Source organism: Paenibacillus sp. JQZ6Y-1 (assembly GCF_040719145.1).
In the GTDB taxonomy this organism is placed as follows: domain Bacteria; phylum Bacillota; class Bacilli; order Paenibacillales; family Paenibacillaceae; genus Saccharibacillus; species Saccharibacillus kandeliae.
Window position 1 is genome coordinate 393,393 of record NZ_JBFDUZ010000002.1, and the last position, 14,507, is coordinate 407,899.

The 14,507-nt window shown below is 50.2% G+C and carries 12 protein-coding genes; 9 read left to right on the forward strand and 3 right to left on the reverse strand.

Annotated elements, in window-relative coordinates:
- Positions 1-164: 164 nt before the first annotated feature.
- From ABXR35_RS15435 to ABXR35_RS15445, 3 genes are all read left to right on the forward strand, one after another.
- Positions 165-3,311 (forward strand): DEAD/DEAH box helicase, encoded by a 3,147-nt coding sequence (locus tag ABXR35_RS15435; protein ID WP_367062819.1) that lies wholly within the window; start codon positions 165-167, stop codon positions 3,309-3,311.
- Entirely contained in the window at positions 3,308-4,183 is an 876-nt protein-coding gene (locus ABXR35_RS15440; RefSeq protein ID WP_367062330.1) for a hypothetical protein, read from the forward strand. The genes ABXR35_RS15435 and ABXR35_RS15440 overlap by 4 nt, the downstream gene beginning before the upstream one ends.
- A 135-nt stretch (positions 4,184-4,318) precedes the next feature.
- Positions 4,319-5,377, forward strand: coding sequence for a M15 family metallopeptidase (locus ABXR35_RS15445; protein ID WP_367062333.1), 1,059 nt, complete (start codon positions 4,319-4,321; stop codon positions 5,375-5,377).
- A gap of 227 nt (positions 5,378-5,604) precedes the next feature.
- Here the strand turns inward: ABXR35_RS15445 and ABXR35_RS15450 are convergent, their stop codons facing one another.
- The gene (locus ABXR35_RS15450; protein ID WP_367062336.1) at positions 5,605-7,683 is read right to left on the reverse strand and encodes an ATP-dependent helicase; all 2,079 of its coding nucleotides are present in this window, start codon (positions 7,681-7,683) and stop codon (positions 5,605-5,607) included.
- Between the two features lie 277 nt (positions 7,684-7,960).
- Between ABXR35_RS15450 and ABXR35_RS15455 the strand changes: the two genes are divergently transcribed.
- Both ABXR35_RS15455 and ABXR35_RS15460 read left to right on the forward strand, forming a co-directional pair.
- Entirely contained in the window at positions 7,961-8,815 is an 855-nt protein-coding gene (locus ABXR35_RS15455) for a zinc ribbon domain-containing protein (protein ID WP_367062339.1), read from the forward strand.
- 168 nt (positions 8,816-8,983) lie between these two features.
- The gene (locus ABXR35_RS15460) at positions 8,984-9,766 is read left to right on the forward strand and encodes a TrmB family transcriptional regulator (RefSeq protein ID WP_436669379.1); all 783 of its coding nucleotides are present in this window, start codon (positions 8,984-8,986) and stop codon (positions 9,764-9,766) included.
- On the opposite strand, the gene ABXR35_RS15465 is transcribed toward ABXR35_RS15460, so the two are convergent.
- Entirely contained in the window at positions 9,750-10,397 is a 648-nt protein-coding gene (locus ABXR35_RS15465) for an NUDIX hydrolase (RefSeq protein ID WP_367062344.1), read from the reverse strand. The two genes, ABXR35_RS15460 and ABXR35_RS15465, sit on opposite strands and share 17 nt — an antisense overlap.
- Before the next feature lie 324 nt (positions 10,398-10,721).
- Between ABXR35_RS15465 and ABXR35_RS15470 the strand changes: the two genes are divergently transcribed.
- A complete protein-coding gene (locus ABXR35_RS15470) occupies positions 10,722-11,027 on the forward strand; it encodes a hypothetical protein (protein ID WP_367062347.1) in 306 nt (101 codons plus the stop codon).
- 195 nt (positions 11,028-11,222) lie between these two features.
- Here the strand turns inward: ABXR35_RS15470 and mscL are convergent, their stop codons facing one another.
- On the reverse strand, positions 11,223-11,702 hold the full coding sequence (gene mscL / locus ABXR35_RS15475; protein WP_367062350.1) for a large conductance mechanosensitive channel protein MscL: 480 nt from the start codon (positions 11,700-11,702) through the stop codon (positions 11,223-11,225).
- A 528-nt stretch (positions 11,703-12,230) separates the two neighbouring features.
- Between mscL and ABXR35_RS15480 the strand changes: the two genes are divergently transcribed.
- The 3 genes from ABXR35_RS15480 (at position 12,231) to ABXR35_RS15490 (ending at position 14,440) form a co-directional block, all read left to right on the forward strand.
- A complete protein-coding gene (locus ABXR35_RS15480; protein WP_367062352.1) occupies positions 12,231-12,608 on the forward strand; it encodes a hypothetical protein in 378 nt (125 codons plus the stop codon).
- A gap of 424 nt (positions 12,609-13,032) precedes the next feature.
- Complete coding sequence (locus ABXR35_RS15485; protein ID WP_367062355.1) at positions 13,033-13,785, forward strand: YveK family protein; 753 nt, start codon at positions 13,033-13,035, stop codon at positions 13,783-13,785.
- On the forward strand, positions 13,769-14,440 hold the full coding sequence (locus ABXR35_RS15490; protein ID WP_367062358.1) for a CpsD/CapB family tyrosine-protein kinase: 672 nt from the start codon (positions 13,769-13,771) through the stop codon (positions 14,438-14,440). Before ABXR35_RS15485 ends, ABXR35_RS15490 begins: the two co-directional genes overlap by 17 nt.
- The last annotated feature ends 67 nt before the right edge of the window (positions 14,441-14,507 follow it).

A 14,507-nucleotide genomic window follows, 5' to 3' on the forward strand; every position in this document is an offset into this window, starting at 1 on the left:
TACCTGTTCTAGGCGTATTGTTCGTTCTGTTGGGCAGGAAAAGGAACAGAGGACCGACAGCAGTCTGTTGATCATATACAGACGATGAAAGGGATACCCTGTATGAAAACAAATACCAATTACAACGATCACAAAGATTTGACCAAGATGGACGGGAGACGATGATGGATCAACCGTTATATGGAATATGGATTGGAGACGTATTTTTCTGTTTTTCCGGTGAAATGTCGGAGCCAAAAGTAGACGCGTGGATGAAGGTAATGCGCCGTGTGCAGCTACCAGCGGGTAGTCGACCGTTTGCGCAATCCGGTCTGCGTCTGGCAGAGCTGAAGTCTGGCCCGGTCAGCGCATCCAAAGAACCGGTGCCTCGTCGTGCTGGACGTAATAAACGATTGCCCGGACGGATGGTGGAGGGGCTTGCCCTGTCTGCTGAGCAGGCATACGATCTGCTGCTGTCTTGGGATGAAAAGATCATTACCTCGCAGGGCATCCAGCCCGGAAGCGAGATGAAATACTGGCAAACGGTAGCTCGGTTCGCCGAGAAGCTGCTGCGTGAAGGCAAAATCGTACCGGATAGCAAAGTGGTTGCTGGTACAGGACGACGCAGCTCTCAAGTATCGCTGCATGGCGTATGGAAGCCACTGCTCGTTGGCGAAGATCGGGAGATGTTTGCCAAGCTAGCAGAGGCGATTCCGATGATCGGCTTGTCGGCGTTGTCGCTCTTTTCTTCTTCTGAGCCGCCGGTCGCTTCGCGGGCTCGCGCCGAGGTGCTTCATTCGTTCCTCGTCGCGATGATGGATGCCGAGGTACGCCGGATGCTGCGGGATGCTGGATATGGCAAATTCCGCATGTACCAAGCGAATTACCGACGCGGTTCATCGCCACAGGCACATCTATGGTGGAATACGCTGTTTGATGCGTCTGCTGAACTCGCCGTACAAGGAACCGCTGAGGATATGGCGGAACTGGAAAAGGAGATTCGCAGTCATAACGGAGCGGAAGTGCCGTTGCCAGAAGCGGGCAGCTCGTCCGATACTCACGGTGAATTGTCACTTGTTGTGCGGTTGGAACCACCAGCAGCTAGCGAACCCGGCAGTTATAACGATGCGCTGCCACCAGCGTTGCAGGAATGGCGCATGTCATTCTGGGCGGGTGATGAATCTGACCCAGCGGTATTGCTGCCAGCTGCGCTGCTATGGCGACATGAGGAATGCCGCCTCGTTGTACGTGGGCGTACTTATGATCAGGTGCAGCAATCGATGCTAACTCAACTAGGGCGTGCATCCGAATGCTCGGATATTGTGCGCTTCTGGATCGATCATCCGCATCCTGTAGGGGGGATGCTGGAAGCGGCGGATGTGTATACGTTTCTCAAGGAGGATGTGCCGCGTCTGCGCAAAGCAGGCATCACGGTACAGATTCCGTCACGCTGGACCCGGGAAGGCAAGCGTCGTACCGGTCTGAAGCTAAAAGTAAAAACGGCACAGCCTCACGAAAAGCGCAGCCCGAATGAACATTCGCGGCTGGGCATGGAGCAGATGGTTTCATTCGAGCCGCAAGCCGTGCTGGATGGCAAAACGCTATCCGCTGCCGAGCTGGCAGAGATCGTCAAAAACGGAGTACCGCTGATTCCGCTTGATGGCGGCTGGGTGGAGGTCGATCTGAACGAGATCAAGCAGGTGCTGCGCTTTATCCGTCGTCATGAGGAAGGCGAGATTTCGTTCAACGAATTGATGCACATCTATGCTGAGGAACAGGATGCACTGTGGAATGGGCTGCATATTTTCGAGATTGAAAGCAATCCGCTACTCAACAATCTGATGGATGGAAGCGCATGGCGCAATCTGCCGAAGCGCGAAGTACCGGAAGGCTTGCATGGTACGCTGCGTCCGTATCAGGAACGCGGATTCCAGTGGCTTGCCACGATGCGCGATCTTGGATTCGGTGCATGTCTCGCGGATGATATGGGTCTTGGTAAAACGGTGCAGGTCATCACCTGCATGCTGGATCAGCCTGCCTATGCGCCGCGTCTGATCATCTGCCCGACCTCACTGCTGGGCAACTGGCAGCGGGAGCTAGAGCGCTTTTCGCCGGAGATGAAGATCTATATTCATCACGGTAGTCGCCGTCCGCGTGGACAGGAATTTATCGATGAAGCACGTTCGCACAATATTGTACTGACTACCTATCATCTGGCTGGACGCGATGGAGAAGATTTGCGTCAGGTGGAATGGTCGTCCATTGTGCTGGATGAGGCTCAATATATTAAGAATTACCGTACCAAGCAGGCGCAAAGCGTAATGAAGCTGAATGCGCCGCACCGGATTGCGATGACTGGTACACCGGTAGAGAATCGGCTGAGTGAATTATGGTCGATTTTCCAATTTCTCAATCCGGGGTATCTCGGCACAGCGTCCTCTTTCCGTCAGACGTACAATGCGGCTACTGGTCCAGAAGCAGAAGGCAAGCTAACGACACTGCGTAAGCTGGTCGCTCCTTTCATGCTGCGTCGTCTCAAAAGCGACCCAGACATCCGCCGCGATCTGCCGGATAAGATCGAGCTGAAATCGTATTGCTATATGACCGTAGAGCAGGCAGGCATGTATCAAAATGTCGTGTCTGATATGCTGGGTCGCATGAGCAATAGCGAAGGCATTACCCGTAAAGGTATCGTGTTATCGTCACTGACCAAGCTGAAGCAGATTTGCGATCATCCGTATCTGATCGGCGGTAGCGGCAAGACCGATACCGGCAAACAGGAGCGTTCCGGTAAAATGGCGCGCCTGATCGAATTGCTGGATATGATCCGAGACAGCGGCGAAGCAGCGCTCGTCTTTACCCAATATGTAGAGATGGGCGAGCTGCTGACATCGCGACTCGGTCGTCATTACGGACAGGAGCCATTTTTCCTGCACGGCGGTGTGAGTAAAGCAAGCCGTGACGAGATGATCCGGTTGTTCCAGCAGGGCGAAGGACCGCCGATCTTCGTGCTGTCGCTTAAGGCGGGCGGCGTTGGTCTGAACCTGACCCGTGCGAACCATGTGGTCCACTATGATCGCTGGTGGAATCCGGCAGTTGAGAATCAGGCGACCGACCGTGTCTTCCGCATCGGACAGCAGCGCAATGTACAAGTACACAAGCTGATCTGTCAAGGAACGCTGGAAGAGCGGATCGACGAATTGATTGAAAGTAAGAAAACATTGGCAGAGCAGGTTGTTGGTGCTGGCGAGCAGTGGCTGACGGAAATGTCGGACGAGGAGCTGAAGCAGCTCGTTTCCCTGCAAGCGGCAGAATGGGGGACTGAGGAATGAGCAGCAAGCAATGGATACTGGAGCAATACGGCGTCGAGCCGGGACAGATTCAGGCTGTGGTGCGCCAAACTTCTACTTCGGAGCCTGTATCGGTTACAATTAATGTACAGCCGCCGGAATCGGCAGCCCTTCAGCGTATGATGGAGCAGCTCAGCATGTCTGCGTTTCAGCTTCATCTGCTGCTATCTAGTGATCCCGAAGCTGTTGGCGAGGAGCATTCATCTTCCGGCAAAACGCGGAGTATCCTCAGTCTGCAATCCTTGATCGGACAAGAAGAAGACCACACGATCCAGCAGAAACTGCTATCCTTTACCCCTTACATCGGGGAAGCAGGTCCGGCGTGGACCGAAGTGGTTTCCGCTGATCAGCTGGAGCAGGATGCTGTGCTGTTCGTACTGGATGAAATACAATCGGTGTTGGAGCAGCAGCCACTGCTTGCTTGGACATTGGCGGGACGAACAGGTGAGCAGGTACTAGATCAGGTGTGGACATGCTGGCGTAATGATATGCCGACGGCTCCACTACCTTCTGCCGATGGGCAGGAGGACGAGCAGGAAGAGACGGCATTGTCCGACGAGCCAAGTTTGGGCAGTCTGCTTGCTGAAGCCGCTGCTGCGGGTAATCTGCATCAGGTGGGCGAAGGATTGGCGGACGTGCAGGCGTATCTGGATCAGGCAGATAGCGTTTGGCGACCGGCTGCGAAGTCGCCACCCGTGTTTGGCACGGATGGTGAAGACAAGCAGCAACTGCCAGATGTAGGGTCGATGTTGCCGGAAGTGAAGCCAGCGATGGACGGTTACGAAGAGATTCGCCGCCGCGTCGCTGAACGGATCAAGCAACGTCAAATCGCTGCCGAGCGCAGCAAGAAGTAGGTTGTCGTTTGTAGTCATGCCATATTCAATGTTTAAAACGAACAGTCATCAATTGTAATGTATGGAAGGAGCCGGAGCAGTCAACAGCCGGCTCTATTTATTTCCGGGGCTGTTCCATCACAAAGGAGACTTCACATGAAAAAGCAATCATCATGGAAATGGGCGCTACCTGCGGGTGTACTCATGTCCGGTCTGTTATTCGCCGGTTGTGCGGGAACGCAACCGACAGCATCCAGCGGACAAGCATCCGGTACAACCGGTAGCCCACAGACAGAGAATGGGAATGCAGCGACAGGGAGTGAGGCTGGCAATGCTACCGACAGTGCTAATGGCAGCACGACCGATTCAACTAGCAATGCAGATAACGGAGCAGCTAGCACAACAAATGGTGGTTCCAACACAGGTACCACACAAACAGGTGCTTCCAGTAATGACTCCTCATCGGCTAACGGACAAAGCAGCAATACCAACACCGATGCTTCTAGCGATAATGGTACATCCTCGACGGATACTGCCAATACAAGCAGCGATTCTGCATCCCTGCTGCAACAGCGCGAGGATAGCTCCCTGCAATCGACGATTGAGAAAAAGGACGGCAAAATGGTCGTTACCAATCCTGAATCGCTGACCGTGATCGTGAACAAGAACCGGTCCCTGCCGGATGGCTATGTGCCACCTGATCTGGTAGTGCCGGATGTAGCCTTTTCCTATGATGGCGTACTGGAAAAAAGCCATATGCGCAAAAAAGCAGCGGAAGCGTTGGAGCAATTGTTCGCCGCAGCCAAAAAAGAAGGGCTTGATCTGCGTGCCGTATCCGGCTATCGCTCCTACAAGCGTCAAGTTTCCATCTACAATAACAATGTAGCCACCAAAGGCAAAGAATACACCGACCGTGTTAGCGCCAAGCCCGGTACTAGCGAGCACCAGACAGGTCTTGCCATTGACGTCTCTGGTCCCGGCATCGGCTATGGACTGGAACAAAGCTTTGGCTCCACTGCCGAAGGCAAATGGCTGAAAAAGAACGCACCGGATTACGGCTTCGTTATTCGCTACACCGAAAATGGCGAATCCAAAACCGGCTATACATGGGAGCCTTGGCACATCCGCTATATTGGCAAAGATCTAGCTGAAGATGTCACTGCCAAAGGGCTGACGCTGGAAGAATATTTTGATCAGGATAATATGAAAAACTGATCTGCTCGCTATATTTAGAATAGCAATACATCATTACATTCACGATTGAAATACAAAGAACGTCTTCCGCTTTGGGCTGGAAGGCGTTCTTTGTATATTGCTACATATTGGCGAAAAGTCTCGGTAGTCTTCATTACAAACGTTGAAATCAAGACCATCTATAAACAAACAGACAGCGCGCGTTCCACTCTACCCGCACTGCCAGCTGCATTCCATCTACTACCATTCTACTTAAACGCCTCTAGCAAAAACCGCGATGGTGGAACCGTCTTGCCGTGGTGCATGACTGGGGATGAAATATACAGCTCATGCTTCGCCCGCGTCACCGCGACGTAGGCGATTCGCCGTTCTTCTTCCAACGCTGCCTGCATCAGCTTGCCTTCTGGATCAGGTCCGGTTACGCCCTGACCTGCCTTTACATCCTCTGGCGCCTCTTCCAACAGCGCTGCTTTATGCGGCAGAATGCCCTCGGAAGCGCCGAGCAAATACACGCAAGGGAATTCCAGACCTTTGGCACGATGGACGGTCATGAGATGAATGCCTTGCGGCGATACTTGCTTCATTAGCTCCATCATTTTCTCGCGCTTCACCGACAGATCATCGGCAAAGGTGACCATTTCTTCTACCGTTGTAAATTTGCCTGCTGCACTTTCCAGCTCGTCCAGCGTCTCGCGAATATTGTCCTTATGCCGAGTCGCGGGACCGCTGAAGTCGGCACTGGCGAATTTATCATAAAAGACCCGGCGAATCTCACGAATCGCATACACGGGCTTCAATTCACGCAGCTTTTTCAAAAAGACGATCCGATCCTTCACCTGCTGCCGCTGAAACGATTGCAGCTTTTCCCAATGATACAGATGAATGAGTGGATACTTTTTCGCTTGGCGCTGCTCCTGACTCATAATATGATCCATACCAGCATCGCGAGAGATGTACAGCGGACCGATGACACCCGGTAGCGCATCCATCCGTCGTGGATTGACCGCAAGTCGCAGATGATCCATAACCGGACGAATGAGCGAATGATCGTAGAATACAGGCGCTTCGCCATATTGGATAAATGGAATATCCTCCATTAGCAGTCGCTCAGCGATAGCACGTGTACCGCTGACTGTACGATGCAAAATCGCAATATCGCCCAGCTCATAGCCATCTTGCTGTTGCTGGCGTAGCTTTTGCACAATCCAATCCGCTTCCTCGTCAGCATGGGAGGGGCGTAGATAGTGTGGGCTTTGCCCTTCGGAAGCTCCTGCTTGCAGTGTCTTCGCATGACGCGCCTGATTGCGGGCGATCAGCTTGACCCCAAGCCCGAGAATCTGCGGATGACTGCGATAATTGATGTCCAGTGCAATGATACGTGTACCCGGATATTGCTTAGGAAAGTCGAGAATATATTCCTGACGCGCCCCATTAAACGAGTAGATCGTCTGATCATCGTCACCAACCACCATCAGATTGCGATGCTGATCGGCGAGCTTCTGCACCATGCCATATTGCAGACGATTCGTATCCTGAAATTCGTCCACCATAATATATTGAAAACGCTGCTGTAGCACTTGCAGCAGATCTGGGTCTTGTAACAGTTGCTCGGTGCGCAGCAAAATATCGTCAAAATCGAGCTTGCGGTAATTCTGCTTCCAATCCTCATATCGGCATAGCAGCGCACAGCGGTCGCGCTCCTCCGGTGTATCCTTTGGCAGATCGTCCGCCGTACCGCCTTCTAGCTTGATCGCTGAGAGCATCGCCAGCAGCGTTTCCGGTGGTGTGGTACTGGTGGAATTGATCTCGCGGCGCAGACGCTGAATAATACCATGCTGAGCGCGCGTATCGCCGAAAATATCCTCGGTCAGATTGCCGTAGCGACGCAGCAGCAACAATCCAAACGCATGAAAGGTGCGCGCTTCAATCGCCCGCGCTACTTTGGCAGAAATACCGGGTAGCGCAGCAATCCGCGATTTCATTTCGGCAGCTGCCTTCGTTGTAAAGGTAACGAGCAAAATATGCTGCGGATTCACCTTGCGTACTGATAACAGATAGCCAGTGCGTGCGGTCAGCACGGTTGTTTTGCCACAGCCTGCACCTGCTAGTGTGAGCAGGGGACCATCGCCATGACGCACCGCTTCGATCTGCGGCGCATTCAGCAGAATGCCCTGCTGCTCCAATGCGCGGAAGAAAAAGGCATCTTCCGCATCGTTCGGCACCAGCGTAACACTCGTATCCGCCGGAGCGGGCTGCGCGGCGGGCAGTGGAGTCTGTGGTGCCACCCCCTGAGGTCGGAGGGAATCTTTGATGGTTGTCTCTTTCAAGAGGGATCTTCCTTTCCATATCGCCTGCATTTCCGAGCACTTTTTTCAAAGGAGCCGGAATTTTGTTATGATAGGGTTACAAGCTGTTTATATTGCGGGTATATTCGTTATAAGGGGCTACTTTTGTACATATCCTTCTATTATAATGGATGTAACATTTTTGAGTAATCCCCCAATACAACGCTTGCGGCGATTTGTAATGGAACAGTGATGATCGATACCCGTATATAACAGGGAGCGAACGATCATCCGTTGGAATTAGAGGAGGAGAACAGTCATGAATTTATTACAGCGGCTTAAAAGCGGTGCCGGCAAAGCGACCGAGCGCGCACAGAATGCGGTGGAGGTCAACCGGATGAATGGCCACATCGTCGATATCGAGCGCGAGATCGGTGTGCATTATATGCGGATGGGCGAAGTATTTTACGAAGGCTACCGCGCTGGCGATATGTCCATTGCCGAGGAAGAAATGACTGAATTGTGCAAAGCTTGTGACCTTTTAAATGAAGAGATCGAGGAAATCCGCACTCGGATTGCCATTTTGAAAAATGAACGATTGTGCGAATGCGGCAATGTGGTTGCACTGGAGGCAAACTTCTGTCCGAATTGCGGTCGCAAAATGGAAAAGCTGGCGATTCCGCGCGATGAGCATCCTGTCCATGATGACGAAGATGGCGATACCGATGAGGAGCAAGACATCTATGCAGTCGCAGCAGGCTCACGCCAACCTGAGCCAGAACCGGATCTATCCGATCTGCCTGAAGATGAAGCGGAGCGCCGTCGCGCGGATCGTCAGCGTGAGGAGCATGAGCGCCAAGAAGAGCTGGATCGTCTCGTACGTGCATGGAAACAAGATCTCGGTATCCCGCATGAAGAAGAGCCAGAGGAACAGCCGCCCGCAGCACGTCCGGCAGCAGCAACCTCGACTGCTCGCCCGGTAGCTTCGACTCCCGTAGCGGAGCCTATTACCGAAAATGCCGAAGAAGAAGGCGATGTACTGATCGTGACCGATCCAGTGGAGACACCACCGTCGACCGATCCAGATACATTCAGTTGCCAAGTATGCGGCAAAACACTGCCGAAAGGTTCCAAATGGTGTCCAAGCTGCGGCACCGAACAAATCGTCGGCTAAATGTAGCCCTCTTACAACTTAGAATCACATAATGGAATTACCGCAACAGGCTGATCACAGACGCATACACGGATGGATCAGCCTGTTGTCGCATACATAGTCGTGCAGGCAAGCGCGGGTACGAACCGAGAAACGGAACGGCAGTTTGCAGGAAAGGCGGTACGTGGTATGGAACAACTGCTCAATCATTTGCGTAATCTGGGATTTACTGAGTTGGAAGCCAAGGTGATGGTCTGTTTGGCACGTCAGTCGATGCAGTCTGGTTATGAAGTAGCAAAGCGTCTGGGTGTATCGCGTTCCAATGTATATGCAACGTTGCAGCGGCTTGTATCGCGTGGGGTGGTGCAGCATACACCGGGCGAACCTGCACGCTACAGTATGTTGCCGGTGCAGGAATTAACGCGTATGATTGCCGGACAGGTCGACGAATCATTGTCTTATCTAGAGCAGGAAATGCCGAGCGGCAGTACGGAACAGCCGTCCTTTTATATGGTGGACGGCGAACGTAAGGTGATGGAATTATTGTCCCGTGAGCTGGATAAAGCACAGGAGGAGATTATCGCGGACATTTGGCGCCAAGAAGCCGCCTGGTTCCGGCAAAAGCTGGAGCAGGCGGAGGCGCGTGGTGTTCGGGTATTGTGGTCATTTGAAGGAGTGGATGACGATCATCCGGGTATCAAACTGCTCAAGGATGGTGGTACGGGTCGCAAATTCTGGCTAGTGATTGACCGTCGCTGGTGCATAGTAGGCATGAGGGGCGATGGTATTCCTGCGCAGGCGCTTGTGACCGAGCATCCGCTGATGGCAGAGCTGCTGCTTCAGCATTTTTCGCAGGAGATTATTTTGTACGAAATGGAAAATGATCTAGGCAATGAGCTGATCCGCCGTTATGGCAAAGGCTATGCAGGTATTCTGGATCGGTATTTGCCAGGTATTATTTCGACGGAGTAAGCTGCTGTAGCAGGGAGAAGGTTTTGATGCAATATTCGGGCTGATGCGGGACAAAATCGGCTCTAGTGACTGATACGCTAAATACATCGTCCGCCTGTATGACAGTTGCTGTATGCGCGCCAAGCGCTTGAATCTGTTCCTGCTCTCCACGGAACAATGCCAGCATATCGTCTAGACGCGCTTCATAAATACCAGACACTTCATCTTCTTGTAGCACATACTCATACAATTCGCGGTCGCTGAATGCGCCGAATACACTGCTCACTTCCCGATCGATAAAGGCACCGCGTACTGTCTCACCTTGCGACGCGTCGCGCACGACAAACAGTGGAGTCAATTGGGCAAACGTTAATGGCAAGCCCAGCTCCTCCTGAATCTCGCGCGCGGCTTGCTCTACCGTTTCGCCTGCCGATAGATGCCCAGCGGCAGTAATATCGTATAGATTGGGAAAGGTATCTTTATCGAGATGCCGCTTTTGAAAAATCAACATCCGACCTTCTGGCGTATCGCGAACAAGCCAACAGTGAAACGTATGATGCCAGTGTCCGAGGCGATGAACTTCCGACCGCTCACAAACACCCAAATGATGATCCTGATCGTCGTAAATATCGAGCAATTCCTGCTTTGACATGTAAAATCACATCCTTAAATGTTAAATGATTCATAGGTTTTTGATCGAGTTTCTACTATTATAATAGTACGCCGTGCAGCACCGGAAATTGTAAAAGCGGCAAGGGCATCCACCGGCATTTTGCACAGTCTTCACACAATCATGATTCTATGCAAAACCGGTTCCGCAGATAGCGACTCTATAAAGGAAATCAGATTCCGCTGTTCTGCTTATGATTATACCGTTGTACCTCCATGTCCGCCAATCCGGTCAGACGTATCCGCATCGTCTGCATGTGAATAACGGCTAGTCCAATCAAATGAGATAGAGAGGATGGAGAATGAGATGGAATGTATTGTGAAATTTGATGTTGTATACGAGCATGAAGTAAAATCACTGCGAGGATTGGTGTTTGTCAACGAGGATACGTTGCCAACCGCCGATCAATTAATTGAAATGTTCAAGGATATGAAGTACGAAGTAACTCCCGACCGGACAGAAGCGATGCACTTTGTACCGGTGCAGCCACAGGCAGGCTACACGTATATTCGCATCCGTGAGCTAGATACGGGTGAAAAGAAGTATACTGAAGATCGGGACTTAAAGAATATCGTATCCAATCTAATGCCTAATCAAAATCGCCCGATTTGATTTGAAGCAGAGACCGAGGGAGCAAAAAAATGAGCATCCGGTACTTGTTGCCATATAAAAAGAGCGTATCCCCAGTGTTTACAGACTGAGGATACGCTCTTTTTTGCATATTTGTGAAAATGCGCTGAATATAACGATTGATGATGTGAATATAGCGAAAAGATTCCGCTTTATGAATCGATCCTATGGGCAGGATCATCCATTTACAGTGGCAGACAACTCCGATGTGCAGTGTGGGCAGCGCGTAGCTTTGATCGAAATCTCATTGGTGCAATACGGGCATGCTTTGGTCGTTTTTTCGGGTTCAGGTTTAGCATGTTCTTTGCGCTTCAGCATGTTTACTCCTTTGACGAGCAGGAAGATACAGAAGGCAACGATCAGAAAGTCGATGACATTGTTGATAAACTGACCATAAGCGATCACCGCTGCTCCAGCTTGCTGTGCTTCTGCCAGCGAATTGTACGTTTTGGTGCTGGTACCGGTTAGTTTGTCCAGATCGAGGAACAAATCGACGAAATTGACGCCCCCTAGAAGCTTACCGACAGGTGGCATAATGATATCATTTACCAGAGATGTAACGATTTTACCAAAAGCTGCGCCGACAATAACACCGACTGCAAGGTCGATGACATTACCGCGGACGGCAAATTCCTTAAATTCCTTGACTAATCCCATAGTTCTTAGCTCCTTTTTATTGAGAAATTGATTTTTTTGCTTCGATTTGTAGAAAATGATGTCGGATTGGCCAATCTGGAACTTTGGACACCCGTAAAAGCCGTTTCTATTTTAACATATTTGATAAAACGTGCATGAGTTCCTGCTTGCAGATCGAAGGAAATCCATATGGTTAAATAAATGTAAACGTATTCATTAAAAGGTAACAATTCATTAACCACTGTAATACCCAAATTTTGGATGTTTCATAGCTAAAGAACTGTTTAAATTAACGGGTAAGCAATAAGAGGGGGTGGAACTAGACGAAAAGACCCGAAATGCTAAAAGAATAACTGTCGTGTGCGACCAAAGGTGAAAAAAACGACATTTACCCCGTCTTAAAGCCCAAAACTAAAGCCGTGGAAAGTCGAAAATTAAATAAATAAAGTTTTATTTTTATACTAGCTTTCGACATGATTTTCAGATAACCTAATTTATAATTTATTCAAAACGAATAAATGCTAACCGGAATCATAGGAGGGAATTGATGTGAGAAATCAATATGTTTTGAATCAAGCGTGGGTTGAAAAGAAGAATGAGGTCAAAACATTCTTTGATCGACTCTCAATCGATCCGGCACTTCAAGAGAGCGAAACTTGCAAAACGGATGAGCATCTGGCAGACTGGTTGTCGTTGGTTCGTTACCCGCTACATCAAGAAATCTCGTATCATCAGGGGATTTACGAAGATAAAACGTATCGTCCACTGACCGATCAGCCTGTGAAAAGTGTCAACGTTGCATTATTGCTTGATATGGTATTCGAGAAAATGGGCGTACAGGGCAATGTCAATGATCTCATGAACCATATCAACAATGGAGGAACGCTGGAAGGATTCATGACAGAGCAAGATAAACATTCTTCATGAAAATGGGAAATGCAACCATTTTCGCAACTCTGGGTGGTTTACAAAGTTTTCATGAGGCAGTATAATGAGCGCAGGAGTTATTCAAAACGAATAACAATATGATTGGAAATCCAATTACCAAGTGATTGAACTTTCCATCATCGGCACAATTTCATACGCATTATGAAAATGAATGTGAAAAGCAACTTTTGCAGCTTTCAGACAGTCATAATATACAGAACGGCAATCTCTCTTGATCAGCAATGAAGTGAAAGCCGTTATTTTCTATTTTGTACATGTTACAATTTTGTAATTTTAAAATGAATTTTTGTAACCATATTAATCACAGCGCTTGAGAGGAGAATGGTACACCACCCTGACGGACCACGGCGATAACGGGCATCAACATGATAACCCGATTTCAAGAGTTATTGGAGGAGAAATAGTGGAGATTAAACAGTACTTTAACATCATAAAGAAACGCCTCTGGCTGGTGCTGCTGATCGTGTTTGTCATTACAGCCGCCACTGCGGTGTACGCGTTTATGACGAATACACCCAAGTATACGGCTACCGCGAAGCTGGTGGTGAACAGTACATCCAGCTCGGCGGATGGTATCGCCAATCAGCTGGATCTGGGAGCTATCAATTCCAATATCCAATTGATCAAGACGTATCAGGAGATTATCAAAACTCCAGCCATCATGAACAAGGTGGTTGAGGAGCATCCAGAACTAGGGCTGAATGCCACACAGCTGATCAACATGGTCAGTGTAAGCTCGGTCAACGAAACGCAGGTCATGTCGCTGACAGTCACCGACGGCTCGTATGAACGTGCTGCTCAAACCGTCAATGCGATCGCGACCGTTTTCCAGCGCGAAGTACCTCAGATCATGAAGCTGGATAACATCAATATTTTAGACCAAGCAGATCCATCGGCTGGCGGTCCTCCAATCGGTAACAGTCCCATCCTGTTCGTGCTGATTGCACTGGTACTGTCCGCAGTGATCGGAATCGCTGTTGCCTTTGTACTGGAATATATGGACGATTCAATCAAAACCGAAGAAGACATCCGTGATGTACTCGGACTTCCGGTGCTTGGTGTCATCGCTAAGATGAATGAAGAAGACCTGACGGCAAAAGAACATGTGCCGGCGAAGCCTTTTGTAGGAGGTGGGGAACGTGCCAACCACACTTAAATGGCCACTGATTACGAAGCAGAATCCCAAGTCACTGATCGCAGAATCTTATAAAGGTCTGCGTACCAATATTGATTTTTCCCGACTGGATGCCAAGGTGAAAAGTATTCTCGTCACATCAGCAGCACTCGGTGAAGGTAAGAGCACGACGGTAGCCAATCTTGCTATCGCCTATGCAGAAACGGGACGCAGCGTACTGATCGTCGATGGCGATCTGCGCAATCCGGCAATGCACAACATCTTCAACCTATCGAATGACAAGGGATTGTCCAATGTACTGTTCAACACCGCGGATCTGGAAAAGAACATTCAATCCAGCCGCACGATGAACCTCAGCGTCCTGACATCCGGTCCGGTGCCACCGAATCCATCTGAGATTCTCGGTTCGCATCAAATGGAAGCCCTGATGAATGAAGTGAAATCGCAGTACGATCTGGTCATTCTCGATACGCCACCGACACTGCCATTTACTGATGCGCAGGTCGCGACCGCACTATGCGATGGTGTCGTTCTGATTATCAAGTCCGGTGGTGAAAGCCGTAAGGACATCAGCAAAGCGGTAACCAGTCTGGAATTCGTCGGTGCTCGTATACTCGGTGCTGTACTGAACCAAGCTAGCCGCAAAACATTGTCTGCCGCGTATCACGAACAATAAGTGTCACTGCCGCTTCATTAGAGGCGGCGGGGTCAGCATCGTGTGTTTCTCAGCTGTGGACCGGCAC